General features: G+C 69.5%; 24 protein-coding genes. 11 read left to right on the top strand and 13 right to left on the bottom strand.

The window, feature by feature from the left end; all coding sequences use genetic code 11:
* The 3 genes from A5757_RS18755 to eccCa form a co-directional block, all read right to left on the bottom strand.
* Positions 1-324, bottom strand: coding sequence for a WXG100 family type VII secretion target (locus A5757_RS18755; protein ID WP_066836858.1), 324 nt, complete (start codon positions 322-324; stop codon positions 1-3).
* A gap of 69 nt (positions 325-393) precedes the next feature.
* The gene (locus tag A5757_RS18750) at positions 394-1,512 is read right to left on the bottom strand and encodes a type VII secretion-associated protein (RefSeq protein ID WP_231984049.1); all 1,119 of its coding nucleotides are present in this window, start codon (positions 1,510-1,512) and stop codon (positions 394-396) included.
* Positions 1,497-5,147 carry a type VII secretion protein EccCa gene (gene eccCa / locus A5757_RS18745; RefSeq protein ID WP_066836855.1) on the bottom strand — a complete coding sequence of 1,217 codons (3,651 nt, stop codon included), beginning with the start codon at positions 5,145-5,147 and terminating at the stop codon, positions 1,497-1,499. Before eccCa ends, A5757_RS18750 begins: the two co-directional genes overlap by 16 nt.
* A 120-nt stretch (positions 5,148-5,267) precedes the next feature.
* Here eccCa and eccD point away from each other — a divergent pair, with 120 nt between their 5' ends.
* A complete protein-coding gene (gene eccD / locus A5757_RS18740) occupies positions 5,268-6,578 on the top strand; it encodes a type VII secretion integral membrane protein EccD (protein WP_082929557.1) in 1,311 nt (436 codons plus the stop codon).
* Positions 6,575-7,927, top strand: coding sequence for a type VII secretion-associated serine protease mycosin (gene mycP / locus A5757_RS18735; protein ID WP_066836852.1), 1,353 nt, complete (start codon positions 6,575-6,577; stop codon positions 7,925-7,927). The genes eccD and mycP overlap by 4 nt, the downstream gene beginning before the upstream one ends.
* Here the strand turns inward: mycP and eccB are convergent.
* On the bottom strand, positions 7,874-9,262 hold the full coding sequence (gene eccB, locus A5757_RS18730) for a type VII secretion protein EccB (protein WP_066836850.1): 1,389 nt from the start codon (positions 9,260-9,262) through the stop codon (positions 7,874-7,876). The two genes, mycP and eccB, sit on opposite strands and share 54 nt — an antisense overlap.
* 131 nt (positions 9,263-9,393) lie before the next feature.
* Between eccB and A5757_RS18725 the strand changes: the two genes are divergently transcribed.
* Positions 9,394-10,521 carry a diguanylate cyclase gene (locus A5757_RS18725; RefSeq protein ID WP_066837009.1) on the top strand — a complete coding sequence of 376 codons (1,128 nt, stop codon included), beginning with the start codon at positions 9,394-9,396 and terminating at the stop codon, positions 10,519-10,521.
* Here A5757_RS18725 and A5757_RS18720 read toward each other — a convergent pair.
* The gene (locus A5757_RS18720; RefSeq protein WP_066836848.1) at positions 10,518-11,075 is read right to left on the bottom strand and encodes a CGNR zinc finger domain-containing protein; all 558 of its coding nucleotides are present in this window, start codon (positions 11,073-11,075) and stop codon (positions 10,518-10,520) included. The two genes, A5757_RS18725 and A5757_RS18720, sit on opposite strands and share 4 nt — an antisense overlap.
* 81 nt (positions 11,076-11,156) lie before the next feature.
* Here A5757_RS18720 and A5757_RS18715 point away from each other — a divergent pair, with 81 nt between their 5' ends.
* From A5757_RS18715 to A5757_RS18700, 4 genes are all read left to right on the top strand, one after another.
* Positions 11,157-12,221, top strand: a complete 1,065-nt coding sequence (locus tag A5757_RS18715; RefSeq protein ID WP_066836846.1) for a DMT family transporter — start codon at positions 11,157-11,159, stop codon at positions 12,219-12,221.
* Between the two features lie 17 nt (positions 12,222-12,238).
* Positions 12,239-12,913, top strand: coding sequence for a cutinase family protein (locus A5757_RS18710; protein WP_066836843.1), 675 nt, complete (start codon positions 12,239-12,241; stop codon positions 12,911-12,913).
* 53 nt (positions 12,914-12,966) lie between these two features.
* A complete protein-coding gene (locus A5757_RS18705) occupies positions 12,967-13,659 on the top strand; it encodes a cutinase family protein (protein WP_066837006.1) in 693 nt (230 codons plus the stop codon).
* A 107-nt stretch (positions 13,660-13,766) separates the two neighbouring features.
* A complete protein-coding gene (locus A5757_RS18700; protein ID WP_066836842.1) occupies positions 13,767-15,497 on the top strand; it encodes a diguanylate cyclase domain-containing protein in 1,731 nt (576 codons plus the stop codon).
* Between the two features lie 6 nt (positions 15,498-15,503).
* Here A5757_RS18700 and truA read toward each other — a convergent pair whose 3' ends face one another.
* From truA to infA, 8 genes are all read right to left on the bottom strand, one after another.
* On the bottom strand, positions 15,504-16,373 hold the full coding sequence (gene truA / locus A5757_RS18695; protein WP_066836840.1) for a tRNA pseudouridine(38-40) synthase TruA: 870 nt from the start codon (positions 16,371-16,373) through the stop codon (positions 15,504-15,506).
* A gap of 7 nt (positions 16,374-16,380) precedes the next feature.
* Positions 16,381-16,983, bottom strand: coding sequence for a 50S ribosomal protein L17 (rplQ, locus tag A5757_RS18690; RefSeq protein ID WP_066836831.1), 603 nt, complete (start codon positions 16,981-16,983; stop codon positions 16,381-16,383).
* A 103-nt stretch (positions 16,984-17,086) separates the two neighbouring features.
* Positions 17,087-18,151 carry a DNA-directed RNA polymerase subunit alpha gene (locus A5757_RS18685; RefSeq protein WP_066836827.1) on the bottom strand — a complete coding sequence of 355 codons (1,065 nt, stop codon included), beginning with the start codon at positions 18,149-18,151 and terminating at the stop codon, positions 17,087-17,089.
* Between the two features lie 73 nt (positions 18,152-18,224).
* Positions 18,225-18,830 (bottom strand): 30S ribosomal protein S4, encoded by a 606-nt coding sequence (rpsD, locus tag A5757_RS18680; RefSeq protein WP_066836825.1) that lies wholly within the window; start codon positions 18,828-18,830, stop codon positions 18,225-18,227.
* Between the two features lie 15 nt (positions 18,831-18,845).
* The gene (gene rpsK, locus A5757_RS18675) at positions 18,846-19,262 is read right to left on the bottom strand and encodes a 30S ribosomal protein S11 (RefSeq protein ID WP_066836822.1); all 417 of its coding nucleotides are present in this window, start codon (positions 19,260-19,262) and stop codon (positions 18,846-18,848) included.
* A gap of 6 nt (positions 19,263-19,268) precedes the next feature.
* Positions 19,269-19,643, bottom strand: a complete 375-nt coding sequence (rpsM, locus tag A5757_RS18670; protein WP_066836819.1) for a 30S ribosomal protein S13 — start codon at positions 19,641-19,643, stop codon at positions 19,269-19,271.
* Between the two features lie 164 nt (positions 19,644-19,807).
* Positions 19,808-19,921, bottom strand: coding sequence for a 50S ribosomal protein L36 (gene rpmJ, locus A5757_RS22970; RefSeq protein WP_003879483.1), 114 nt, complete (start codon positions 19,919-19,921; stop codon positions 19,808-19,810).
* A 36-nt stretch (positions 19,922-19,957) separates the two neighbouring features.
* A complete protein-coding gene (infA, locus tag A5757_RS18665) occupies positions 19,958-20,179 on the bottom strand; it encodes a translation initiation factor IF-1 (protein ID WP_003418601.1) in 222 nt (73 codons plus the stop codon).
* Between the two features lie 345 nt (positions 20,180-20,524).
* Between infA and A5757_RS18660 the strand changes: the two genes are divergently transcribed.
* The 4 genes from A5757_RS18660 to A5757_RS18645 are packed head-to-tail and all read left to right on the top strand — an operon-like array spanning position 20,525 to position 25,991.
* Complete coding sequence (locus tag A5757_RS18660) at positions 20,525-22,189, top strand: FAD-dependent oxidoreductase (protein WP_066837004.1); 1,665 nt, start codon at positions 20,525-20,527, stop codon at positions 22,187-22,189.
* A gap of 24 nt (positions 22,190-22,213) precedes the next feature.
* Positions 22,214-23,677: an ATP-binding protein gene (locus A5757_RS18655; RefSeq protein WP_066836817.1), complete on the top strand. Its 1,464-nt coding sequence runs from the start codon at positions 22,214-22,216 to the stop codon at positions 23,675-23,677.
* Positions 23,659-25,149: an ATP-binding protein gene (locus tag A5757_RS18650; protein WP_066836814.1), complete on the top strand. Its 1,491-nt coding sequence runs from the start codon at positions 23,659-23,661 to the stop codon at positions 25,147-25,149. The genes A5757_RS18655 and A5757_RS18650 overlap by 19 nt, the downstream gene beginning before the upstream one ends.
* On the top strand, positions 25,146-25,991 hold the full coding sequence (locus tag A5757_RS18645; protein WP_066836811.1) for an LLM class F420-dependent oxidoreductase: 846 nt from the start codon (positions 25,146-25,148) through the stop codon (positions 25,989-25,991). The genes A5757_RS18650 and A5757_RS18645 overlap by 4 nt, the downstream gene beginning before the upstream one ends.
* The last annotated feature ends 24 nt before the right edge of the window (positions 25,992-26,015 follow it).

Raw genomic sequence — 26,015 nt, 5'->3', positions numbered from 1 at the left:
CTACAGCGCCGTCGCGATGGCGCCGATCTGATGGGAGTGGGCGTCGGCCGCCGCGGCGAGGGTGCGCTGATTGGCACGCATGGTCTCGGCGATCCGGTCCAGTGCGGTGCGCAGCTTCAGCGATTCGGCGTTCCAGCGGTCGACCACCTCACGGAACCGCACGGCGGCGACCCCGCCCCAGACCGTCGGCGGCACATCGCCCATGCGGCCGATGAAGGACTGCAGCATCGCCCGGATGTCCTCGTTGCGGGCGTCGATCGTGGCGGCGACCGCCGTCATCATCTCGAGGTCGGTGGTGAGCGCCCCGCCCATCGGTGTCGTCATCGCTGTTCCCTTCTGCCGTTGTGCGATATCAGGTTTGACGGATCCGACCGCGGATCGGTTCCCTCGAGTTCAGAAGACCGCGTGCGCCGAGCGCACCGCGGCGTCGCAGGCGGTGCGTACGAGGTCGGTCCGGTCCGGTGGGCTCTGACACCCCACGGCGATCCGCAGCAGCTCATCTGCGAACACGATCCACTCGATCACCGCGCCGGCCCGGTGTTCGCGATACGTGACCACCTGGCGGCCCGCGCGCTCATCCTCGGCCAGGAAGTCGGTGAACACCTCGGCCGACTCGGCGGCGAGCGCCGCGCGCAGTGTGGTGGCGATCTGCCCGGTCGACTGGGGCCGTGGCAGCGGTGACTGCGTGACGTGCAGTGCGACACTGTCGCCGACCGGTGAAACCACCTGCAGCCGAGCCGATCCAGACCCGGCGGTGATCTTCCGGACGGTCCACGTGACCGGGAGCGCCACGCCGAGTCGGCCCTCGACGAACACCGCGGACGGTTCGGCGACCGGCGGCTCGGGTCTGCCCGCGACGCCGGCCGCGCCGGCGGTGGCCACCGCGCAGACGGCGCCGGCGGCGACCGCGATACGGCGCGGTGTGCGGCGAGGCGCGGGGCGCGGCACCGGAACACCATGGCGGACGGCATGCGGCCCCGCGATCGAGGCCTGCACGCCGGCGGTACGCAGGGCGGTGACGATCGCAGTTGCCTGCGGTACCGCATCGGCCACTCCCGTCGGCGCGTCCACGACGACCGGACCGCGACCGCCGATACGCCGCACCACTGCGTCGACGGTCCCGCCCCCGCTACGCGGTACGGCCGTCACACCGCCGGAGGTCACAATGACCACGTCGCAGTCGATTTCGACGACCGAGGCCGCCGACACCCCGAGCACCTCGGACCGGGTGAACACCGCGATGTCCCCGCAGACGTGGCGGGCGGCGTCCGCGACCACGTCGACGCGTCGGCCGCCCCACCCCGTCGGCACCACCAGCGCCGCGGCTCGGCCGCCGGTCGCCGTGCGCAGCAGACCCTCCCACACCTCCTCTACCGCTAGGGGACGGTCGTCGACGAGCATGAGCTCCTCGTCAATGAATTCGATTGCCTCCCGGGCTGTCTCGTCATCGACGGGCCGCCCGCCGCGCACCGTCGCCGGACCGACCTCGATGACAGTCAGGGCGGATCGCACCACGCCACCTGGATCGGCTGCGCGGGCTGGTTGCGCGCGATCAGGATGCCGCGGCCGGGCGGTAGCGGGCCCGGGCGTACCGCCCCCAGCAGTACACCCTCCTCGGGCGCAGCGCTCATCATCAACCCGGCGGCGCCCAGGTCGCGCAGCCTCGTCAGCACCGGGTCGAACATCGCCCGCGCCGCGCCCCCGGAGCGGCGGGCCACCATCAGATGCAGCCCGACGTCGCGGGCGTGCGGCAGCCAACTGACCAGCGGGCCGAGTCCGGGCCCCTCGGCAACGAGGTCGTAATCGTCGACCACCACGTAGAGCTCCGGACCCGACCACCACGATCGGGTCCGCAACTGCTGCTGCGTCACCTCCGGACCCGGAAGCCGCGCGCGGAGTCGGTCGACGAGTGCGGACATGGCCGTATCCAGTCCCGCCTGCGACATCACGTAGCCGGCGAGGTGTGCCCCCTCGACGACACCGAGCAGCGTCCGGCGAAAGTCGACGATCAGCAGTTGCGCGGCGTCCGGGGATAGGGTGTCCACCAGTTCCGTGCACAGGGTTCGCAACGTCGCGGTCTTTCCGCATTCGACGTCGCCGAGCACGAGGAGATGCGGCTGCGACGCGAAATCGAAGGCCACCGAACGGTGTTCACGTTCGTCGATACCGATGACGACGTGGGCCGGGTCGGACTCCGCTGTGATGTCCCGTCGGCGCACGAGCTCGGGGAGCACGGCGATCGGCGGGGCGCTGCGACCGGCGTAGCGATCCCGCAGGATCGCGGCGGCGTCGCCGGATCCCGCCGCAACTCTCCCGTCGAGTTGCGGCAGGGCGAGGACGAACTCGTGGCCCTGCCGGGTGATGCCGCGGCCGGGCGGGCGGTCGGCCAGTTGGCGTGCGCGTTTGCGGTCCATCTCCGATTCGGCCGGATCGCCGAGCCGCAGCTCGATCCTGGTGCCGAGCTGGTCCTTGAGTGCGGGCCGCAGGTCAGCCCACCGCGATGTCGCGATCACGATGTGCACGCCGTAGGAGAGCCCCTGCGCGGCCAGCGCGGTGATCGGAGCCTCGAGGTGTTCGAAGGCGCCCCGCAGCACCGCCCAGCCGTCGACGAACAGGAACACCTCACCGAACGGATCGTCGGCTACGCGCCGTCTGCGGTAGGCGTCCATCGACTCGATTCCGTCTCGGCGGAAGCGCATCTCGCGGGACCGCACCAGTGATTCGAGTTCGTTCACCGTGCGCCGCACCAGGTCGGCCTCGTGACGGCCCGCGACCGCACCCACGTGCGGCAGCCCTGCCGCTGTGCTCAGTGATCCGCCGCCGAAGTCCAGACCGTAGAGCTGGACGTCGCGCGGATCGTGGGTCGCCGCCAGGGACAGCATGAGGGTATGCAGGGCGGTGGACTTACCCGACCGCGGGCCGCCGACCACGGCGACATTGCCTGCGGATCCGGCAAGTTCGGCCATCAGCAGATCGCGGCGCTGGTCGAACGGCGAGTCGACGATGCCGATCGGGACCGTCAGGGGCGGTGTGCGATCGGTCGGACTGCGAGACAACAGGCTGTCCAGCGTGGGTGGACCCGACAGCGGCGGCAGCCACACCTGGTGGGCGGGGGTGCCGTGACCGGTGAGCCGGTCCAAGACCGTGTCGAGCAGCCTGAGTTGCGACTCCCGCGCGGGTGCCTGCGGTATCTCCGCGGCCGGGGCCAACTGTCGCGCCGTGAACACCTGCACCGCGGGTGCCGCTCGCTGCACCGGACTGGGGGCCGGCGGGCCGCTGACGTACGTCGTGCGGAACCGGGTCACCTCGCCGTCGGCGGTTTTGAGGAAGGCTACGCCGGGGGTGCCGGCCAGAGTGTGCGCGTCCGGAATGCCCAGTACCGCCCGCGATTCGGCGGCCGAGAAGGTCTTGAGGCATACGCGGTAAGACAGATGGGTGTCCAAACCGCGTAGCCTGCCCTCGTCGAGGCGCTGGCTGGCCAGCAGCAGATGCATCCCCAGCGAGCGACCCAGGCGGCCGATCGCCAGGAACAGTTCGGCGAAATCGGGATGTTGCGTGAGCAATTCGGAGAACTCGTCGACGACGATCACGAGCGCGGGCAGCGGCGCCAACTCCGGGCGGCGTTCGCGCAGTCGCGCGTAATCCCGCACGCCGACCGCGTTGCCGGCCGATCGGAGCAACTGCTGCCTGCGGTGCATCTCGCCGGCCAGCGCGTCCCGCATCCGGGCCACCAACTGCGCCTCCTCGGCGAGGTTGGTGATGACCGCCGATACGTGGGCGGCCCGCTCCATACCGAGAAACGTAGCCCCGCCTTTGAAGTCGACGAGGACCAGGTTGAGTTCCTCCGGCGGGTGCGAGGCGATGAGACCGAGCGTCAGCGTGCGCAGAAACTCGGATTTACCGGAACCGGTGGCGCCGACGCACAATCCGTGCGGCCCCATGCCACCCTCGGCAGCCTCCTTGAGGTCGAGGCGGACCGGCGTCTCGTCGTCGGCGAGCCCGACCGGAACGCTCAGATGGTCCGCGGCCCGCCGGGGCCGCCACGCGATGGCCGGATCCAGTCGGGTGGGGTCCTCGATGCCGAGAAGTTCCGGCCAGGTCCGCGCCCGACCGCCGACCCGCCCCTTCGGCGTCTCCCGGCGATATCGGGCCAACCGCCGGGCGCACGCCGTCGCCTCCGCCACGCTCAGACCGTCACCTCGTCCGGTGATGGTTCCGCCGTCGCCGTCGGGCAGCGACACCTCGTCGGCCTCGATCCGTATCGTCGGGTTGGCCCCACCGACCGACAGGACAGTGCCCGGGCGGGCGTCCGGCGGGGCGCCGTCGCGGACCGTCACCACATACGCGCCCGCGGACTCCGGCCGGACGTGGGGCAACCATTTGAGCCAATCCCATTCTGCCGCGGCTACATCCGAGATGTCGGCGGCGATGACGAGGTCGACCGGATCGTGGAGCACCGCGAGTTGACAGACCGCTGCCCGCAGCAACGCCCTGACGCGGGACGAATCTCCGGCCACGGCGATGACCGGGGTTTCGGTCACCGACATCGTGAGCGGCACGGCGTCCACGGTGGACCGGTGCTGAAGCAGTCGGCGCAACGCCTGGGCGGTGACGGGGTCGGCGTCCTCGGCCGGATCGCGGTCCGGCCCGACCAGGCGAACCGCCAGCGGCAGACGCCCGACGCCGATCCGCATCCGTCCGAAATCGCGGTCTCCTGGTCGCCGCGCCCATGCCCGCTCGGTGCCCACCACCGTCCACAGCGTGGCCGGATCGGGATCGGCGCGGTGCGCGTCGGTGTGCTGTCGGTACGCGGTTCCCGCGGCGGCCCGGTCGATGCCGTCGAGGTAGCGGAGGTAGTCGCGGCGCAGGCGGTCGATCTCCCCGCCGCGCTGGGTGCCCCGGGCGCCGTAGGCCAGTGTGCCGACCAGCGACATCACCATCATCAGCGGGAAGAAGCCGGCCATCGGCCCACGCTGGCCGGCCTGCCCTGAGGACAGAAAGAGCGCCATCATGCCGACGGCGGCGACGACCATCGCGACCGGCAACAGTCGTGCCAGCGGGTGGCCCGGCGACGCCTGCGGGAGCTCCGGCGGTGCGTCCACGACCAGCCGCGCGGGGGCCTGCGGCGCAAGGCGGGGTACGTCCATGCTCGATCAGACGCACATGGTGGGCATCAGGTTCCCTGTCCACAGGCCCGAAAACTGGTGCGGCGCCGTATCGGTGGGGGTGGATACGTTGGCTGCACGACGAGCTGACGGGAGGACGCGGTGTCGGAGGCGATGTGTCTGGTGTCGGTGCACACGAACGCTGAGACGGCGGATGGCGTCGATCTTGCTCTGCCCGCGGGTGTTCGGCTCGCGGAACTGCTCCCGGACATCGTGGATCTGACGGCCGCCCGTGACGGCGGCGCGGACGGCTGGCGGTTGTCCCGCGTCGGCGGTGCGGTGCTCGACACCGACCGGACACTGCGCGAACTCGACGTCCGCGACGGCGATCTGCTGCTGCTGGAGACGGCCGACGTCACCACTCCGCGACTCGGCCGCGACGATTGGGTGGCGCGGGTCATGGCGAGTACGCCGGATCCGGTCACCGTGAATCCCGCTGTCGCCGTATTAGGTCCGGTGTTCGCCGTGGTCGGCGCTCTGGCGTGTGCCGTACCGGGAACGGGACCGGTAACGGTGGGGCTCGTCGTGGTCCTGCTGTGCGGTGCCGCGGTGTGCGCGGCGGCGGCGGGGCGGTCTCAGTCCGCTGCGGCCACGCCGCTGAGCGTGCTGACCGTGGCGCTCGCAGCGGCGACCGGCATGCAGGTGGTTCCTGGTGAGATGGCCGCATCGCATGCCCTGCTCGCCGCGACGGCCGCGGCGGTGGCTTCGCTTGCGCTGCTGCGGTTCCACATCGGGGACACCACGCCGTTGACGGCGCTCGCCTCTACGAGCGCGTTGACGGCCGGCGCCGGTCTGGCTGCGGTGTCGGTACCACTGCCGCCGGCGTCCGCCGCCGCGTTGCTGACCGTTGTGTCGCTGGCCGCGCTGAGTGCGTCGCCGCGGGTGTCGCTGCTGTTGGCGGGCCTCGGTCCGGCCGCGGTCGATCCCGATCCGACCGCCGACGCCGATGACCGCTGCGCCTCCGGACACCGGATCCTGGCCGGCCTGGTCCTGGGCGGATCGGCGACCCTCACGCTGGCGTCGCTCGCGGTCGCGGCGGCCACGCTGCATCGCACGGGTCCGTGGGTCGCCGGCGCGCTGCTGTGCGGTGCGGCGGGCCTGGTCCTGCTGCTGCGGGGCCGGACGTTCGCGTCCGCGCGTGCGCGGTGGGCCTTCACGATCAACGGAACCTGTTGCCTGGTATTCGGTTTCGTGATCGTCGCCTCGGCGTTGCCGCGGCATACGCACTGGCTGGGTGCCGCACTGGTGTGCGCTGGGGTGGCCGCGATCATGCGGACCGGCCGGGGCGAGATGTCGCCGGTCGCGGTGCGCGCCCTCGACATCACGGAGTATCTGGCGATCGCGGCGGTACCGCCGCTGGCGTGTACCGTCCTCGGCCTGTACCGCCTCGTCCGTGATCTGGCCCTGACATGACACCGGCGGGTCGGTTCCTGGCCGGGGCGGCGGCAACCGCGCTGGTGGCGGTGACACCGATCGCCACCGCGCCCCCGGCCGCCGCAGTGACCCCGCCGCCACCGGATGACGCGTTTCTTCCGGCTGCCATACCGCCCGCACCGCCGCAGGCAACCGAACAGCGCGAGCCGTGCGTGGCCGGATCCAGCCACGCCGCCCCGACCGATCCTGCTGCCGCGCAACTGAACATGCTCGATCTGCCGGCAGTGTGGCCGCTCACCCGCGGCGCAGGCCAGACGGTCGCGGTGATCGACACCGGTGTGGCCCGCCATCGACTGCTGGGCCGGCTGCTGCCCGGCGGCGACTACGTGTCGAGCGGAGATGGCACCGACGACTGCGACGGCCACGGCACCGTGGTCGCCGGGATCATCGGCACCCGTGGCGCATTCAGCGGTATCGCTCCGGAGGCGGCGATACTGGCCATTCGCCAGTCGAGCAACCGATTCGGCGCCGTCGAGGATCCGGCCGTCTCCGGTTACGGCGACGTCCACACCCTGGCGCTGGCCGTCCGGCTGGCCGCCGATCTCGGTGCGACGGTGATCAACGTGTCGTCGGTGGCGTGCGTGGCGGCGGCGGATACCCTCGACGACCGTGCGCTGGGCGCGGCGCTGGCCTATGCCGTCGACGTCAAGAACGTGGTGGTGGTCGCCGCCGCAGGCAACGTGGGCGGCTCCGGCCAGTGCCCGGAACAGAATCCGGTGACACCCGGACGGCCGGACTGGCAGCGCGTGGCTGCGGTCGCGAGCCCGGCCTGGTACGACGATCTGGTACTCACCGTCGGATCGGTCGACCGGGACGGTGCGGCGTCGACGTTCAGCCTGGCCGGACCGTGGGTCGATGTCGCTGCCCCCGGCGAGGGCGTGATCTCCCTCGATCCCGACGGCGAGGGACTCGTCGACAGGCAGTTCGAAGATGACGAAAAGCCCATCGCGGGAACGAGTTACGCCGCACCGGTGGTGTCGGGTCTCGTTGCGCTGGTGCGGTCGCGGTGGCCGCAGCTGAGCGCGCGACAGGTCATGGCCCGCATCGAGGCCACCGCCCACCGGCCGCCTGCGGGGTGGGATCCGGTGGTCGGAAACGGCATTGTCGATGTAGTGGCGGCGGTCAGCGGTGGTGCGGAACCTGCCCCGGTGGCGCACCCCGAACGCCGGTTCGGCGCCCCGCCCGCAGAGGTGGCCGATCCGCGCCCGCGGCGGGTGGCTGTCGCTGGAGCGGGCCTGGGCGTCGCCGCGGCGATCCTGATCGCGGCCACCACCTCAGGGCGCCGCAGGGGCGGTGGGGACACCAGGAACGGCGTCGCGGACGACTGATGCGCTCTCCCGACTGAGCTCCGGACCGCGCGGCAGCCGCGCCAGCACCGGCCACGGCGCAGGCAGCGGTGCCTCGGCGATGCCGAGGCTGCCGGCGGTGTCGTCGTCGGGCACACCGAAGAGCACCCCGGAGTCGGTCAGCAAGAGACGCGGTTCCGCCGATCCCCCTGCGCCCGTGGCGCTGACCGGCCGTAGATAGGCGCTGCGCCCGGCGGGGACGCGCACCGCGTCGATGTTCGGTGCGGCGCCGTCGGCCTGGGCCAATTCGACGGTGCCCGGCGCCGCCAGGAGCTCCCGGCCGTCGCCGAGCACGGCGGCGGACCGGCCCTGGCCTGCGGTCCAGTGCACACAGGGCACCACCGGATCGGCGATCGCGATGCGCGCCGGGAACGTGGCGACCGGAAGCGGGTCGACGATGCCGGCGTCGGCCAGTACGTCCGGCGCGACGTCGGGCACCTCGCCGTGCGGTTGCCGGACGGTGAAGCGGATCAGGTCGGCGGTGACCTCGCCGATCCGCTGGAGACCGTCGGCCAACACGACGAAGAACTCGCTGCCACCGCCACGCGCCACACGGACCACGGTCCCGACGGGCCGGCCCGGCAGCACACCGGGGGCACCGGCGTCGGCGATTCGCGGCGCGGTGATCGGCGGACTCTCCGGGACCGCGTCGAGCAGGACACGCGACACCGGTCGCGGCACCACCCCCTCGACTCGCAGCGCCCGGACGACCGCCGGGTCGCGCAGGTCGACGGCCGCGCGGCGGCCGCCGTAGAGCAGGTAGGTCATCGCCGGGCCCTCCGAGCGGGCGACGACCAGCAGTGCGGCGTCGGGTTCGCTCTCGGCGGGCCGTGGACCGACCAGCACCGTCGTCGCCATCGCGGTGTCGCACACCGTCCAGGTCGACTCACCGGCGGAGATCGGCGCGCCCACCGCGGCCGGGGCGCCGGGGATGCCGACCATCGGCCCGCGCGGCAATCCGGCCAGCGCCGACGGCCCGACCGTCTTCGGCTCGGCCGGCGATCCGGTGATCAGGCGGGCCGAAGCCAGGTTCGGCACCGGATGCAGGGTCTCACCGATCCGCACATGCAGCGCCCCCGAGACGCGGTCGCGCACGATCGGCGCGTCACCCGGTACCCCCTGCGGCCGGAGCACGGCCATGACACCGCACGCGCCGAGCGCGACGGCCGCGATCACACATCCCGCCGTCAATGAAACCGATTGCGCGCGAAGCGGATCGTCGATCATCCGGACGTCTGCGCGGACCAGCGCGTGCGCGAGCCTACGCATCGTGAATCGGTACCCGCTGACCTGCAGACGGGTGGTCTGTCGCCCCATGTGCTCCCCCGACAGCGAGCCTAAGCGCCGCCGCGCCACCCCGCGTGCACCGATTCGGCACGATCAAGGTCGCCGACTCGATCCACATGTCACCGCGCGGCCTTAAAGTATGTGCACCGGGAGGTGAGGCCATGTTCAAAGCCGTGCGACACTACTGGCGCCAGCCCGAACACTTCTACTGGCTCACGTCCTTCCTCGCCGCCCGGGAAGCGCAAACCGCCACCTGCCGCCTGATCGCCGCCGTCGTGGCGACGCTCGGTGTCGTGCCGCTGATGATGCAATGGAGCGCCGCGGGACCCCAGACGCCCGTCGCGCGGCTGATCGGAGCGTGGGTCACCGTCTCGTCTCTGCTGCTGGCGCTGGGTTGGCTGCGGCCCCGCTGGCCGACGCCGCGGCAGTCCATCGGGTTCGTCGTGCTGACGTCGGCGAACATCGCCGCGGGATGTCTGATCATGTCCGATCCGCGGGCGGGACTGGTGCTCGCGGCGGGCTTCGCCGTCCTGGGCGGTTACATCGCGCTGTTCCACACCGCCGGATATCTGCTGTTCGCCCTGCTCGTCGCGGAGGCGACCACGCTGGCGCTCACGGCACAGCTGTGGACGGCCGGCGACGGGGTGTTCGCCGTGACGGCGCTGGTGATCGTGATGGCGGTCAACATCGCTGTACCTTTCGCCTGCCACCTGTTGCTGTACGCCTTCGACATCAACGTCGACAACGCCGACATCGATCCGCTGACCGGACTCCTCAACCGCGCAGCCATCTACCGGGCCGCCAGTGCCATGGTCGCCCGCTGCCGCGACGACGATCAGCGCCTCGTGCTGGTGCTGCTCCGGCTGGACAACATGCGCCTGCTCGGCGCGACGGACGGCGCGGTCGCAATCCAGCGCGCCCGCGTCGCGATCGCCCAGACGTTGCGGGAGACCACCCGGCACAACGCTTTCGTCGCCCGGCTCGAGGACGACGACTTCCTCATCGCCGACACGTTCTCCACGCCGGACTCGTTCCCGCTCGTAGAGCGGGTCCGTAAGGCGATCGCCGCGACGCCACCCCGCGTGACCGCGAGTTTCGGCGTGGTCAGCACACCGATGCGCGGCCTCGGATCGTGTCCGCCGGACGAGCTGCTCGACGAGCTCATCGCCAGCGCGTCGACCGCCATGGACACCGCCCGCGAGGCAGGGGGCAACCAGGCTCGCTACATCACGTGCGACCGGCCGTCGGTGTTGGGCACCGTCGACCCGCGCAGCGTGGAAGACCTCTAGCCGTCCTCCCTGGCCCGCCGCTCGCGGTAGGCGGCGACGTGCTGGCGATTGCCGCAGTTGCCGGTGTCGCAGAACATCCGCGACCGGTTGCGCGACAGGTCGATCAGGGCGGCGTGGCAATCCGGCGCCGCGCAGATCTTGAGGCGTCGTAGCTCACCGGCGCGGATGAGGTCGGCCAGCGCCATCGCCATCTCGGCGCCCATGCGCTGCCACAGCGGATCGTGGACCGACGCCAGATGCAGGTGCCACTCGGGCATCTCCGGATGCCGGGTCAGCCACGGGGAGGCGCGGGTGTCCGACAGCAGTGCGTTGACCAGACCGACGGTGCGCTCCTCGTCGTCGGCGGCCTCCCACAGCATGCCGAGCCGCTCGCGCAGCCGGTGCACGCCCGACAGTTCGGCGGCGTCCCGGTCCCGCCGGCCCGTCCACCCGAACCCGTCGAGGTACTCGTCCAGCGCCGCCATCTCGGCGAGCTGCTCGCCGTCCACCCGGTCGGTGTTGATCAACGCACACGCCGCCCGCAGAGTGAGCTCCGTGTCATAAGTGAAATTCATTTGACTCATGACTCCCTTCGCTCCTATGGTCACTACCAAACGTCATTTTACTCATTACATCGTCAATCACCGGAGGAAGCCGTGGTCGCGTCGCGCGCCGTCACCCCCCGAGCCGACCAATTCCGGCTCGGCCTCGCCTTCGCCATCGGCTCGGCACTCGCCTTCGGTATGTCCGGCCCGCTCGGCAAGTCACTGATGACCGCGGGCTGGAGCCCGACGGCGGCCGTGACGGCGCGACTGGCGGGCGGCGCACTGCTGATGGCGATCTTCGCGACGTGCGTGCGCCCCGGTTGGCTGCGCGACGCGCTGGCGCACTGGCGCATCGTGCTCGCCTACGGCCTGGTGCCGATCGCCGGCGCGCAACTCTTCTACTTCAACGCCGTCTCACATCTGTCGGTCGGCGTGGCGCTGCTGCTCGAGTACACCGCCCCGATCCTCGTGGTGGGCTGGCTGTGGGCGAGCACCCGTAGGCGTCCCTCGAACCTCACGCTGGCCGGTGTCGCGCTCGCCGTCGCCGGGATCATGCTCGTACTGGACGTGTTCTCCGGTGCGCATATCAACACCGTCGGGGTCGGCTGGGGCATGGCGGCAGCGGTCTGCGCGGCCTGCTACTTCCTGATGTCCGGCCGCGTGGCCACTGACGACGACGCCGACGCCGTCGACCCGGTCACCCTGGCCACCGCCGGCCTCGCCGTCGGCGGCACCGCGACCGCACTGCTCGGCCTGGTGGGCATCATGCCGATGACCTTCACCGCCAATGACACCGTGGTCGCCGGTGTGACCACATCCTGGATCGTCCCGGTGCTGGCACTCGGGCTCATCCCGACCGCGATCGCCTACACCCTCGGCATCATCGGGATCTCCCGACTGCGACCGCGATTCGCGTCCCTGGTCGGATTGTCCGAGGTGCTGTTCGCGGTCCTCGCAGCCTGGGTGCTGCTCGGCGAGTCGATCGGTCCACTACAGGCCGTGGGCGGCGCCGTCGTTCTGATCGGCCTCGCGCTGGCCCGTCAGGGTGATCGGCGGGACACCGAATCGACGCCGGTCGAGGACGCCATGTGGCCCGACACCCCGGCCGGCGAACACACGTCGGATCCCCCGGTGGGCGACGCGACCCGGTCTGCCCACGCAGGTGGTCCTAGCTAGCCGGTCTATGTGATTATGTGCCGGTGACCGTTCTCCGTGCCGGCGGCCGTCTCGCCGCCTCCGTGCTCACCGTCGCCGCGGCCTCCGCGCTGCTGGTCGGCGGCCCCATCCCCACCGCAAGCGCACAGGGCTGCTCGGACGTCGAGCTGATCTTCGCGCGCGGGACCAGCGAACCGGCGGGCATCGGCCGCGTCGGCCAGGCACTCGCCGACGCGCTGCGCCCACAGCTGGGCGGGATGACGCTGAGCACCTACGGCGTCAACTATCCGGCGACGTACGACTTCCTGACCACCGCCGCCGGCGCCAACGACGTCACCGCGCGCATCGCATCGGTGTCCGCGCAGTGTCCCGGCACCCGCTTCGTGCTGGGCGGCTACTCGCAGGGCGCCGCGGTGATCGACATGCTGGCCGGGGTGCCGCCGCTCGGCAACCGCATCGGCGACATCGGATCGGCCCCACCACTGCCCGGCAATTACGCCGACGACGTCGCCGCGGTGGCCGTCTTCGGTAATCCCGCAGCGAAATTCGGTAGTCCGCTCAGTGCCCGCGGCCAGTTCGCTGGCCGCAGTGTCGACGCGTGCGGCGACGGCGACCCGATCTGCTCGGACGGGCGCAATCCGTTCGCGCACACGCATTACGAGTCGTCACCGTTCATCGGTCAGGCCGCCGGCTTCGTCGCCGGCCGGATCTGAGCGACCTCCGCGATCGAAGGGTGGTGTCCCCCGTGTTCGTTACTATCGGCGAGGTGAGAAATCATCCCGCGTCGGTCTTCAGGTCTCGTCCGTTGCTGGCGCTCGTCGCCTGCGTCGTCGCAGCGGCCGGTCTCCTTGTGGCACCGGCACTGTCACCGCGCACCGCCGCCACCGCGTCCGCCCAGTCCTGCCCAGAGGCCGAGCTGATCTTCGCGCGCGGCCGCGTCGAGGCTCCCGGCGCGGGGGTGATCGGCAACAACCTCATCAGCGCGATACGCAACAAGACCAACAAGGACATCGACCTCTACGCGGTGCAGTATCCCGCCGACCATGAGATCGACATCGGCGCGAACGACATGAGTTCGCGCATCCAGGACATGGCGGCCCGCTGCCCCGACACCCGGCTGGTGCTCGGCGGGTACTCGCTCGGCGCCGCGGTCACCGACATCGTCCTGGCCGCGCCGATTGCCGCGTTCGGATTCGACAAGCCGCTGCCGCCGGGGATGGACCGCCACATCGCGGCCGTCGCGCTGTTCGGCAACGGCGCAGCCTGGGTGGGTCCGATCACGAACTTCAGCCCGCTCTACCGCGAACGCACGATCGAGCTCTGCCACGGTGCGGACCCGATCTGCAACCCCGCCGATCCGAACACCTGGGAGAACAACTGGCCCGACCATGCGGCCCGGGCGTACATCAACGCGGGCATGGTCAACCAGGCCGCCGACTTCATCGTCGGCCGGATCTGACCGTCTCCCGCCGCCCGCGGTTGCAGACCGCCCCAAGGGGGTATTGCGTTGCGGGCTGCCGTCGACGGCCCTGATATCGGCCCTCGCGAAAGGTTCTCGGCGTCGGTATGGATTCCGCCGGACGGTCAGACGATGAGGCAGGCCGCCTGACCATTCTGGCCGACTACGCGGTCGTCGGTACCCCTCCCGAGGCCGCGTTCGACGCGTTGGCCGCGCTGGCCGCCGACTTGTGTGACGCGCCGATCGCACTGATCACCTTCGTCGACGGCGCACGCCAGTGGCACAAGGCGCGGTACGGGATCGACGTCGACGAGTTGCCGCTCGCGTTGTCGTTCTGCCTGCACGCGATCACGACGGACACCGTCACCGAGGTACGCGACACTGCGCTCGATCCCCGGTTCGACCGCCACCCGCTGGTCCTGGCGGAACCCCGCGTGCGGTTCTATGCCGGTGCGCCGCTGATCACCCCGGGAGGTCACCGCCTCGGCACCCTGTGCGTGATGGACGTCGCACCCCGCTCGCTGTCCGATCGGCAGTGCGGACATCTGCGCGCGCTGGCCGACCAGGTGGTCCACCTGCTCGAGGTGCGCCGACAGATCCGGCCGACCACCGACACCGCACTGCGGCGCCAGCAACGGATGCTCGAGGGCGTGCTGGCGCACACCGACGTCCTCATCTTCGCCAAGGACCCCGACGGTCGGTTCGTGATGGCCAATCACGCCCTGGAATACGTCACGGGTCACGGTGGACTCACCGGGCGCACCGACCACGAGGTCTTCGACGCGGAGCTGGCCGACCAGTTCCGACGCCACGATCTGCACATCCTCGCGACCCGGGAGTGGCAGATCTTCAACGAAGACGTCATCCATCCCGACGGTTCGGTGCACATCTACCGGTCGACGAAGTTCCCGCTCATCGACGACGACGGTGACGTGATGGGCATCGGCGGCGTGTCGACTGACGTCACCGAGCTGGCGGCCGCGCGCGCGGCGCACGCCGAGGCCGAACTGCGCTGGCGCACCGTCCTCGAACAGTTGCCCACCGCTGTCATCGTCGTCGACCCGAGCCTGACGATCACCTACATGAACGCAGAGGCGATGACCCTGCTCGGAGCCCGGTCGCTCTCCGACGTCGAACCGACCACCGCGACGCACCTCATTCCCGACAGTCTTCGACCCATTGCCGAAGCGATGATGACCGACGTGCTGGCCGGCGGAGCCGACATCCGCGCCCAGCGCGGTGTGCTACGCCGGCTGGACGGGCGCGAACTCACCGTCGAGTTCAACGCCAGGGCCGTGGCGCACGACGGAGTGCGGAGCGTCCAGCTGGAGGTCCGCGACATCTCGGCCGTGGTGGCCGCGTACGCCGAGCTCAAACACAACGCCACCACCGACGCCCTGACCGGACTGCTCAACCGGCGCGCCTGGAACGACCGCATCGAGGTGCTCATCGCAGACGCCCGGCAGCGAGGCAGCACGCTGACCATCGCCGTCCTGGATTTCGACAATTTCAAGTCCTACAACGACACTCGCGGCCACAGCGCGGGAGACGTTCTGCTGCAGAGGTTCTCGGCCGCCGCCGCGGCCACGCTTCGACACGGCGACGTCATCGCGCGGTGGGGCGGCGAGGAGTTCATCATCGCCCTGGCCGACACCCCGGCCGAGCAGGCGTCGCATGCGCTGACCCGACTCGCGAAATGCATGCCGTACGGCCAGACCTGTTCGATCGGCTACACCATCCTGGGCCCCGGTGAAGTCCTGCAGGACGCCGTCGTGCGCGCCGACGAGGCGTTGTACCGCGCCAAACGCGAAGGCAAGAACCGGGTCCGCCGGTCCTGAGTCGCCCTAGGGGCGAACCCGCAGATCCCGGGTGATCAGGGTGCGCGCAGCCAGTTCGTCGTCGGGCGGATAGTCGACGCCGACGAGGGTGAGCCCGCGCGCGGGTGCGGCGGCGAATTCGCTCGACCGACTCGGAGCGTCCAGCAGACCCGCGCACCACGCGGGTTCGCGTCGGTGCTCCCCCACTGCGAGCAGTGCGCCCACCAGGGACCGAACCATGTTCCAGCAGAACGCGTCTGCGGTGACGTGCGCGGTGAGGATGTCCCCGTCGCGCGTCCAGTCCAGCCGCTGCAGATCGCGGATCGTCGTCGCACCTTCGCGGTACCGGCAGAACGCCGCGAAATCGTGCAGTCCGACCAGTACGCGGCCGGCCTCGGTCATCGCCTCGACGTCCAGGGGCCGCGGCCATGCCGTCACATACCGCGCCTGCTGCGGGGTGACCCCGAAATCCGCGGTGCCCAGGCGGTATTCGTAATGTCGGCGCAGCGCGGAGAAGCGAGCGTCGAAACCGGACGGTGCGCGCACTACCCGGGTGATCCGCACGTCCTCGGGCAGGAAGCGCCCCAACCGCCGCACCAGCGGCGAGAATTCGGGATCCGCCGGACGCGGGGTGCGGGGATAGGCGTGTTGAATCGCCTCGGACGGTACATCGACGTGCGCGACCTGCCCGGTGGCGTGCACCCCGGCGTCGGTGCGCCCGGCCGCCCGCACCGTCACCGGCGTCCGGAACACCGTCGACAGCGCCTCGTCGATCAGCCCGGCCACGGTGCGCTGCCCCGCCTGCGGCGCCCACCCCGCGAAGTCGGTGCCGTCATAGCTCACTTCGAGCCGAAGACGAACAAGCCCGCCATCGGAATCGATGGCGGGCTTGTTCATGTCGTGACTAGGACTTGTCAGCGTCCGAACCCTCGGTGTCCGTCGGATCGTCGGTCTCGGTGGACCGCGACGCCTCGGTCGCCGTGGTGTCCTCGGCCGTCAGCTCCTCCGCGTCCGGACCCTCGGCGGCCTCCGGCTCCACCGCGGCCTGCGGCGCAGCGGCGGCCGCGACCTTCTGCGACGCATCGGCATCCGGCTCGATGTCGCCACCGGAGCGGCTCCGACGCGCCCGGTTCGCCTCGCTGGTCACCGTCTTCTCCCGCACCAGCTCGATGACCGCCATCGGGGCGTTGTCGCCCTTGCGCGGCTCGACCTTGATGATGCGGGTGTAGCCGCCCTCACGGTCGGCGTAGAACGGGCCGATCTCGGCGAACAGGGTGTGCACGACATCCTTGTCGCGGATCTTCTTGAGCACCTCGCGCCGGTTGTGCAGCGCACCCTTCTTGGCGTGGGTGATCAGCTTCTCCGCGTAGGGCCGCAGCGCCCGCGCCTTCGGCTCGGTCGTCTTGATCCGGCCGTGCTCGAACAGCGACGTGGCCAGGTTGGCCAGCAGCGCCTTCTGGTGCGAGGACGACCCGCCGAGGCGAGGACCCTTGGTGGGTTTGGGCATTGCGACTATCTCCTAAATGGGGCCGGTCCCCGTATCAGGTAGGACCGGGACGGTTCTCTTTCGAGATTGGGCGGGCGAAGCTGGGTGGGAATGTGCCCCGGGGTCAGAGCTGTTCGGTTTCGGCGAAGTCCTGGTTGTCGTCAGACTCGTACGCCGAGTCGTAACCGGCGTCGCTGTTCCAGGTGCCGGTGGCGGCGTCGTATCCGGCGACCTCCGACGGATCGAACGTGGCCGGGCTGTCCTTGAGCGAGAGACCCAGCTGGTGCAGCTTGATCTTCACCTCGTCGATGGACTTCTGACCGAAGTTGCGGATGTCCAGCAGATCGGACTCCGTGCGGGCCACGAGCTCGCCCACGGTGTGCACGCCCTCGCGCTTGAGGCAGTTGTACGAGCGCACCGTGAGGTCGAGATCGTCGATCGGCAGCGCGAACGACGCGATGTGATCGGCCTCGGCAGGCGAGGGACCGATCTCGATGCCCTCGGCCTCGACGTTGAGTTCCCGGGCCAGACCGAACAGCTCGACCAGCGTCTTACCCGCCGAAGCGAGCGCGTCACGCGGGCTGATCGAGTTCTTGGTCTCGACGTCGAGGATCAGCTTGTCGAAGTCGGTGCGCTGCTCGACGCGGGTGGCCTCCACCTTGTAGGTCACCTTGAGCACCGGGCTGTAGATCGAGTCGACCGGGATGCGGCCGATCTCGGCGCCGGACGCCTTGTTCATCACGGCCGGCACGTAACCGCGGCCGCGCTCGACGACCAGCTCGACCTCGAGCTTGCCCTTGTCGTTCAGCGTCGCGATGTGCATATCCGGGTTGTGGACCGTCACACCGGCGGGCGGGACGATGTCGCCCGCGGTGACCTCACCGGGACCCTGCTTGCGCAGGTACATGGTGACCGGCTCGTCCTCCTCGGACGAGACCACCAGGCTCTTGAGGTTCAGGATGATGTCGGTGACGTCTTCCTTGACCCCGGGAACGGTGGTGAACTCGTGCAGCACACCGTCGATGCGGATGCTGGTGACGGCCGCGCCCGGGATGGACGACAGCAGCGTGCGCCGCAGCGAGTTACCCAGGGTGTAGCCGAAGCCGGGCTCCAGCGGCTCGATGACGAACCGTGAACGGTTTTCGGCGACCGACTCTTCGGCCAGTGTGGGGCGCTGAGAGATCAGCATGTGTTTTCTCCTTCTTCACGACACCCGCTATTTGATGTCGCACAAACCCTGCCGTCATCCGGACGGCCGGGGGTTACTTCGAGTAGAGCTCCACGATCAGCTGCTCGGTCAGCGGCACGTCGATCTGCGCGCGCTCGGGCAGCTGGTGGACGAGGATGCGCTGACGCTCGCCGACGACCTGCAGCCACGACGGAATCGGCCGGTCACCCGCGGTCTCCCGCGCGATGATGAACGGATCGGTGTTCAGCGACTTGTCGCGGACGTCGATGATGTCGTACTGCGCCACCCGGTAGCTCGGGATGTCGACCTTGACGCCGTTGACGGTGAAGTGGCCGTGGCTGACCAGCTGACGGGCCATCCGACGGGTCCGTGCCAAGCCGGCGCGGTAGACCACGTTGTCCAGGCGGGACTCCAGGATGCGCAGCAGGTTGTCACCGGTCTTGCCGGGCAGCCGGTTGGCCTCGTCGTAGTAACGACGGAACTGCTTCTCCAGGACGCCGTAGGTGAAGCGGGCCTTCTGCTTCTCCTGCAGCTGGGTGCGGTATTCGCTCTCCTTGATCCGCGCGCGACCGTGCTGGCCGGGCGGGTAGGGGCGCTTCTCGAACGACTGATCACCACCGACCAGGTCGACGCCGAGACGGCGCGACTTGCGGGTGGCGGGTCCGGTATAACGAGCCATATCTGAAGATCCTCCCTAGACCCTGCGCCGCTTCGGCGGACGGCAACCGTTGTGCGGCTGCGGTGTGACGTCGGCGATCGCGCCGACCTCGAGGCCCGCGGCCTGCAGCGAACGGATGGCGGTTTCACGGCCCGAACCCGGACCCTTGACGAACACGTCGACCTTCTTGACGCCGTGCTCCTGCGCCTTGCGCGCGGCGTTCTCGGCGGCCAGCTGCGCGGCGAACGGCGTCGACTTACGCGACCCCTTGAAGCCCACGTGACCCGAGGACGCCCAGGCGATCACGTTGCCCTGGGGATCGGTGATCGACACGATCGTGTTGTTGAAGGTGCTCTTGATGTGAGCGGCGCCGTGCGGGACGTTCTTCTTTTCCCTGCGGCGGGTCTTCTGACCCTTCTTGGCGGACGCGCCGCCCTTCTTTGCCTGTGCCATCCGGGGTTACCTGGCCTTCTTCTTGCCGGCGATGGTGCGCTTCGGGCCCTTGCGGGTACGCGCGTTGGTCTTGGTGCGCTGTCCGCGCACGGGCAGGCCACGACGGTGGCGCAGACCCTGGTAGCAGCCGATCTCGATCTTGCGGCGGATGTCTGCCTGCACCTCGCGGCGCAGGTCACCCTCCACCTTGAGAGTCGCCTCGATGTAGTCGCGCAGCTGGGTGACCTGGTCGTCGGTCAGATCCTTGCTGCGCAGGTTGCGGTCGATACCGGTGGCGTCCAGGATTTCCTGGGAGCGCGTCCGGCCGACGCCGTAGATGTAGGTAAGTGCGATCTCCATGCGCTTGTCGCGCGGCAGATCAACGCCCACTAGTCGGGCCATGGGTGTGCCATTCCTTTACTTGGCGGAGGTCTGATCCCAGTCCGTTCCCACTCAGGTGTGGGGCCCGGCCTCCGACCGGGCGCGTCCGAGCGGCCAATCCGCTCGGTGGTACTGGGAGGTCATCATTCAGTTGTGTGTGGCGTGGGCCAGCCCTGCGGTGCTCGTCAGCCCTGCCGCTGCTTGTGGCGCGGATCAGAGCAGATCACCATGACCCGCCCATGCCGACGGATCACCCTGCACTTGTCGCAGATGGGCTTGACGCTCGGGTTCACCTTCACGGCGTGGAGATCCTTCTTGCTTGGTTGCTGGTCTGTTTACTTGTACCGATAAACGATGCGGCCCCGGGACAGGTCGTAGGGAGACAACTCCACCACGACGCGGTCCTCGGGCAGGATGCGGATGTAGTGCTGCCGCATCTTGCCGCTGATGTGGGCGAGAACCTTGTGACCGTTCTCCAGCTCAATGCGGAACATCGCATTGGGCAGGGGTTCGACCACGCGACCCTCGACCTCTATGGCACCGTCTTTCTTGGCCATACTTTTCGGAGATCCTCCGGTTGTCTTCTGGTTGGTTTCGGCGCCGGCCGCCGCAAGCGGCGACTGCTGTGCACTGGGGGGTGCACCGGCGCAGTCCGGCCCCGACAACAAAACGTGAGCCGAGGCCGGGAAATTCCGCGAGGATTCCGTGGCGGGCACGCAAAGAGTCGGCGCGGTTCCGCACCGTTGGTCGATACTACCCGCTCGGCGCAGTCGGCCAAAATCGCCGAACGTGCTGCTCTGTGCCGCCCGGCGACACCCGAACGATCGTACGGTTCCGCATCTCCGGTCCTTCCCCCCGCTCGACCGCGTATTCGCTGGACGACCGGCGCATACTTGATCACGATGACCGGCCCCGCTACCGCCTCCCGTAAACCCGTGATCCTCACGGTCGACGACGACCCTGCGGTGTCCCGCGCGGTCGCGCGCGACCTGCGCAGGCATTACGGCGAGAACTTCCGCATCGTGCGCGCCGAATCCGGCCCCGACGCCCTCGAGACACTCAACGAACTCAAGCTGCGGGGGGAGACCGTCGCGGTGTTCGTCGCCGACTACCGGATGCCGCAGATGAGCGGTATCGAGTTCCTCGAAGAGGCGATGGACATCTTCCCGATGGCCCGCCGCGTGCTGCTCACCGCCTACGCCGACACCCATGCGGCCATCGACGCCATCAACGTCGTCGACCTCGACCACTACCTGCTCAAACCGTGGGACCCGCCGGAGGAGAAGCTGTATCCGGTGGTCGACGCGCTGGTCGAGGCGTGGCGGGAGACCGGCGACCGCGCCATCCCCCACACCAAGGTCATCGGGCATCCGTGGAACGCCCGGTCCTCCGAGGTGCGGGAGTTCCTGGCCCGCAACCGGCTGTACTACACGTGGTTCCGGGCCGACGAGCCCAAGGGCGTCCGGCTGCTGGAGGCGGCGAAACTCGACGGGCTGACGCTCCCGGTGATCATCACCGAACAGGGCGAGACGCTGGTGGACCCCACCGACGCCGACCTGGCCGCCACCCTGGGTCTGACCACCACCCCGGCCGAGGACTTCTACGACCTCGTGGTGATCGGCGGCGGTCCCGCCGGCCTGGCCGCGGCCGTCTACGGCGCGTCGGAGGGGTTGGAGACCGTGCTCATCGAGCGCACCGCCACCGGCGGGCAGGCCGGTCAGAGTTCGCGCATCGAGAACTATCTCGGCTTCCCCGACGGGCTGTCGGGGGCGCAGCTCGCCGAGCGTGCCCGGATGCAGGCCGAGAAGTTCGACGCGGAACTGATCACCGCCGCCGAGGTGACGGCACTGGAGGTGGACGGGTCGGCCCGCACTGTCCGGCTCTCCGACGGCCGCTCGATCGGCGCGCGCTCGGTGATCCTTGCGATGGGCGTCGAATACCGGCAACTTCCTGCCGAGGGCTGCGACAGTCTGACCGGCGCAGGCGTCTACTACGGTGCGACGGCGTCGGTTGCGGCAGACTGCGACGACGACGAGGTGTACGTGATCGGCGGAGCCAACTCCGCCGGTCAGGCCGCGATGCATCTGGCGCGCACGGCGAAGTCGGTGACCATCGTCAGCCGCCGCACACTCGAGGATTCGATGTCGCACTACCTGATCCAGCAGATCAGGGCCAACGACAAGATCCACGAACTGCCCAACACCGTCGTGCACGCCGTCAAGGGCAACGGCCACCTCGAGGGCATCTGCCTGCAGAACACGGAGACCGGCGAGCGTGAAGACCGCGCGTGCGGCCGCATGTTCATCTTCATCGGCGCCGAACCGCGCACCGACTGGCTCGACGGCATCGTGGTCCGCGACGACCACGGATTCATCCTGGCCGGCCCGGATCTGCGCGAGGTCGCGGGCTGGACGCTGGACCGTCCACCGCATCACCTCGAGACCAGCGTGCCGGGGGTGTTCGTCGCCGGGGACGTGCGCGCCGAATCCGCCAAACGGGTGGCCGCCGCCGTCGGCGAAGGGTCGATGGCGGTCATGTTGGTGCACCGGTATCTGGCCGAAGCCTGACCGAGACGCGGGAGGAGCGCGGCAATGGCGTGTGACGTCGAAGCGCTGCGGGATCTGTTCATCTTCGACGGCCTGACCGACGCGCAGCTTCGCCGACTGTGCGCCGACGGGCAGATCGCCGACCTCCCAGCCGGTGAGCTGTGCCGCGAGGGCGAACCCGCCGACACCTTCTACGTGTTGATCGAAGGCGAGATCGCGCTTTCGAAGCGCTCCGGCACCAGAGACATCGACATCCTGCGGGCGACGACGCCCGGGTCGTATTGCGGCGCGTGGTCGGCGTTCCTGCTCGACGACGACGTGCTCTACGAGAACACCGCGATCCTGACCCGCCCGTCGCGGATCTTCTCGCTGGACGCCACGATCCTCGGCACCTTTCTGCGCTCGGAGTTCCCGATGGCGACGCATCTGCTCGTCGGGCATTCGCACGGGCGGTTCTATCAGCGGCGCATCCTCGGCCCGCACGACCGGCTCGTCCAACTCGGCCAGCTGACCGCCGGCCTCACCCACGAGTTGAACAACCCGGCGGCCGCGGCGGTGCGGGCGGCCTCCGCGCTGCGCGCGCAGACCGCCACCATGCGGCACCGGCGGGCCGAACTGCCCGACCCCCTGCTGGACCGCGAGGCCATGGCGGCGCTGACCGAACTGCAGGACCGTGTCGCCGAGGTTGCCGGCAAGCCCAACGATCTGACCTCGGTGCAGAAGTCGGATCTCGAGGAGGCCATCGGCGACTGGCTCGACGCGCGCGGTGTGCCCGACGCCTGGGTCCACGCGGCGACGTTCGCCGAGGCCGGCCTGGACATCGACTGGATGGAACGCATCTCGGCGTCGGCCTGCGGCGTGACCCCCGAGTGCCTCGCCGCGGCGATCCGATGGCTCAGCAGCACCGTCGAGACCGAACTGCTGCTCACCGAGATCGGCGACGCGACCCGGCGGATCTCCACCCTCGTCGACCACGCCAAGCAGTACTCGCAGGTGGACCGGGCGCCGTTCGGTTTCGCCGACCTGCACGCACTGCTCGACAGCACGTTGGCGATGACGTCGCACCGGCTGGGCCCGGAGGTCACCGTGGTGCGCGACTACGACGTCACCCTTCCGGAGGTGCCGTGCTATCCGGCCGAGCTCAACCAGGCGTGGACGCACCTCATCGCCAATGCGCTCGACGCGCTGGCCAAGATGCCGTCGGGGGTGCTGACGCTGCGCACCCGCAGGTACGAGGACATGGTGCGGGTCGAGATCGGTGACACCGGCGGCGGCATCCCCGACGATCTGATGGCCCGGATCTTCGACCCCTTCTTCACCACGAAGCCGTTCGGCGAGGGCACCGGGCTGGGCCTCGACATCGCCGCGCGCGTCGTCGATCGGCACGGCGGCAGCCTGTGGGCGGAATCAATCCCGGGCGATACGCGTTTTATTGCAGCACTGCCTCTGTCCGTCGCGCCCGAGGACCCGGCCGTCCAGGAAGGATCACCATGGGCGAGAAATGCCTGAAAGAAGAGTTGCGTTCGCTGTTTCTCTTCGAGGCCCTGACCGACGAACAGCTCGAGACGCTCTGCGCGGACGGTCACATCGAGCACTTCCCGCCGGGCCCGCTGTGCCACGAGGGCGACGAGGCCACCTGCTTCTACGTGCTGATCGAGGGCGAGCTGGTGATGTCGAAGCGCTCCGGCGGTGTCGACATCGAGACCAACCGCACCTCGCAGCGCGGGGTGTACTGCGGCGCCTGGTCGGCCTACGTACCGGGTGAGGAGCACGTCTATCAGGCCTCGGTCCGGCTGACCCGGCCCTCGAGGTTCTTCGTCCTCGACGCGGCCGCGTTCGCCCGGTTCATGCAGAGCCAGTTCCCGATGGCCGTGCACCTGCTCGAGGGCCACATGGTCGGCGGCCGCAGACAGAGCCAGATCATCGGTCAGCGCGAGAAGCTGCTCGCGCTCGGCCAGCTGTCGGCCGGTCTGACCCATCAGCTCAACAACCCGGCGGCGGCCACCGCCCGAGCGGTCAGCGATCTGCAGGACCGCGTCGGCAAGATGCGCCACAAGCTGGCCATGCTCGCCGACGGCAAGTTCACCGCGGCGGCACTGCGCACGCTGGTGAGCGTCCAGGACGAGGTCGCCGAACAGGTCGCCAAATCCAAGAGCCAGGAACTCACCGCGCTGGAGACCTCCGACCGCGAAGACCACATCAGCGACTGGCTCGAGGATCACGGCATCTCGGGCGGCTGGGACTACGCCCCGACGTTCGTGGAGGCCGGCCTCGACGTCGACTGGCTGGAGCGGGTGTCGGCGTCGGTGGAGGACTGCACCGACGACGGCGACGCCACCTCCATGCTGCAGGGCGCGATCGGCTGGCTGAAGTACACGATCGAGACCGAACTGCTGATGACGCAGATCGCCGAGGCCAGCAAGCGGATCTCTGCGCTGTTGGCCGGCGCGAAGCAGTACTCGCAGATGGACCGGGCGCCGTACCAGAGCGCGAACGTCCACGAGCTCATCCACAGCACCCTGATGATGTTCGGCGGCAAGGTCGGCAAGGACACCCCGGTCAAGCTCGTCTGGGAGAAGGACAAGTCGCTGCCGGAACTGCTCTGCTACCCGGGCGATCTCAATCAGGTGTGGACCAACCTCATCGACAACGCCCTGCAGGCGATGAACGGCCATGGCACGTTGACGATTCGCACCATGCGGGAGAACGAGGCGATGGTGCACGTCGAGATCTGCGACGACGGGCCCGGCATCCCCGAGGACATCATCGAGCGGATCTTCACCCCGTTCTTCACCACCAAACCGTTCGGCGAGGGCACGGGACTGGGCCTCGACCTGGCCTGGCGCATCGTCGTCGAGAAGCACGGCGGCAACCTGTCGGTGCAGTCGAAGCCCGGGGACACCCGGTTCATCGTCTGCCTACCCTTGCAGGCGCCCGCACCGGAAAGTGAACCCCTCCAGAGCGGAAGTGTGTCGGCATGACCAAACCTGATCTGGGTCGATTCGGCGTGATGGGGCTCTACAGCCAGTTCGCCGAACTGTCCGCCCAGCAACTCCGCGACATCGAGACACTCGGCTACGGCGCGATCTGGGCCGGTGGTTCACCGCCGGCCGAACTCGATTGGGTCGAACCGATCCTCGACGCCACCGAGAACCTGCAGCTGGCCACCGCGATCGTCAACATCTGGACCGCGGAGGCGGGGCCGATCGCGGAGTCGTTCCACCGCATCGAACGGACGCATCCCGGCCGTTTCCTGCTCGGCATCGGCGTCGGTCATCCCGAGGCGCACCAGGAGTATCGCAAGCCCTACGACGCACTGACCGAATACCTCGACAAGCTCGACGAGTACGGCGTGCCGTCCGAGCGCCGGGTGCTGGCAGCGCTCGGTCCCCAGGTGCTCAAGCTGTCGGCGCGGCGCAGCGCCGGCGCGCATCCGTACCTCACCACGCCCGAGCACACCGCGGGAGCGCGCGAGCTCATCGGACCGGATGCGTTCCTCGCCCCCGAACACAAGGTGGTGCTGACGACCGATCCGGAGAAGGCCCGCACGGCCGGCAGGCGCGCCCTGGACATCTATCTGAATCTCGCGAATTACGTCAACAACTGGAAACGTCTCGGATTCAGTGATCAAGACGTCGCGAAACCGGGTAGTGACCGACTGGTGGACGCGGTGGTCGCGTACGGGACACCGGAGGCCATCGCGGCCCGGCTTCACGAGCACCTCGAAACGGGCGCCGACCACGTACCGGTGCAGGTGCTGACGGGCCCCGACAAGCTGGTGCCCGCATTGGCCGAACTCGCGGGCCCACTGGGCCTGCGGTAGCAGACCCCGACTGAAGGGACGGAC

The organism is Mycobacterium sp. 852013-51886_SCH5428379 (assembly GCF_001665575.1).
Lineage (GTDB): Bacteria > Actinomycetota > Actinomycetes > Mycobacteriales > Mycobacteriaceae > Mycobacterium.
Note: the sequence above shows the minus strand (reverse complement) of the source record. Positions and strands in the feature narration are given on the sequence as shown.

Excerpts from the sequence above, each read along its gene's own strand:
- infA (WP_003418601.1), bottom strand. The coding sequence starts at position 20,179 with ATGGCCAAGAAAGACGGTGCCATAGAGGTCGAGGGTCGCGTGGTCGAA.
- A5757_RS18700 (WP_066836842.1), top strand. The coding sequence starts at position 13,767 with ATGGATTCCGCCGGACGGTCAGACGATGAGGCAGGCCGCCTGACCATT.
- rplQ (WP_066836831.1), bottom strand. The coding sequence starts at position 16,983 with ATGCCCAAACCCACCAAGGGTCCTCGCCTCGGCGGGTCGTCCTCGCAC.
- A5757_RS18685 (WP_066836827.1), bottom strand. The coding sequence starts at position 18,151 with ATGCTGATCTCTCAGCGCCCCACACTGGCCGAAGAGTCGGTCGCCGAA.
- mycP (WP_066836852.1), top strand. The coding sequence starts at position 6,575 with ATGACACCGGCGGGTCGGTTCCTGGCCGGGGCGGCGGCAACCGCGCTG.
- A5757_RS18755 (WP_066836858.1), bottom strand. The coding sequence starts at position 324 with ATGACGACACCGATGGGCGGGGCGCTCACCACCGACCTCGAGATGATG.
- A5757_RS18660 (WP_066837004.1), top strand. The coding sequence starts at position 20,525 with ATGACCGGCCCCGCTACCGCCTCCCGTAAACCCGTGATCCTCACGGTC.
- A5757_RS18650 (WP_066836814.1), top strand. The coding sequence starts at position 23,659 with ATGGGCGAGAAATGCCTGAAAGAAGAGTTGCGTTCGCTGTTTCTCTTC.
- rpsD (WP_066836825.1), bottom strand. The coding sequence starts at position 18,830 with ATGGCTCGTTATACCGGACCCGCCACCCGCAAGTCGCGCCGTCTCGGC.
- A5757_RS18655 (WP_066836817.1), top strand. The coding sequence starts at position 22,214 with ATGGCGTGTGACGTCGAAGCGCTGCGGGATCTGTTCATCTTCGACGGC.
- A5757_RS18720 (WP_066836848.1), bottom strand. The coding sequence starts at position 11,075 with ATGAATTTCACTTATGACACGGAGCTCACTCTGCGGGCGGCGTGTGCG.
- A5757_RS18725 (WP_066837009.1), top strand. The coding sequence starts at position 9,394 with ATGTTCAAAGCCGTGCGACACTACTGGCGCCAGCCCGAACACTTCTAC.
- A5757_RS18645 (WP_066836811.1), top strand. The coding sequence starts at position 25,146 with ATGACCAAACCTGATCTGGGTCGATTCGGCGTGATGGGGCTCTACAGC.
- eccCa (WP_066836855.1), bottom strand. The coding sequence starts at position 5,147 with ATGGACGTACCCCGCCTTGCGCCGCAGGCCCCCGCGCGGCTGGTCGTG.
- truA (WP_066836840.1), bottom strand. The coding sequence starts at position 16,373 with ATGAACAAGCCCGCCATCGATTCCGATGGCGGGCTTGTTCGTCTTCGG.
- eccB (WP_066836850.1), bottom strand. The coding sequence starts at position 9,262 with ATGGGGCGACAGACCACCCGTCTGCAGGTCAGCGGGTACCGATTCACG.
- rpsM (WP_066836819.1), bottom strand. The coding sequence starts at position 19,643 with ATGGCCCGACTAGTGGGCGTTGATCTGCCGCGCGACAAGCGCATGGAG.
- rpsK (WP_066836822.1), bottom strand. The coding sequence starts at position 19,262 with ATGGCACAGGCAAAGAAGGGCGGCGCGTCCGCCAAGAAGGGTCAGAAG.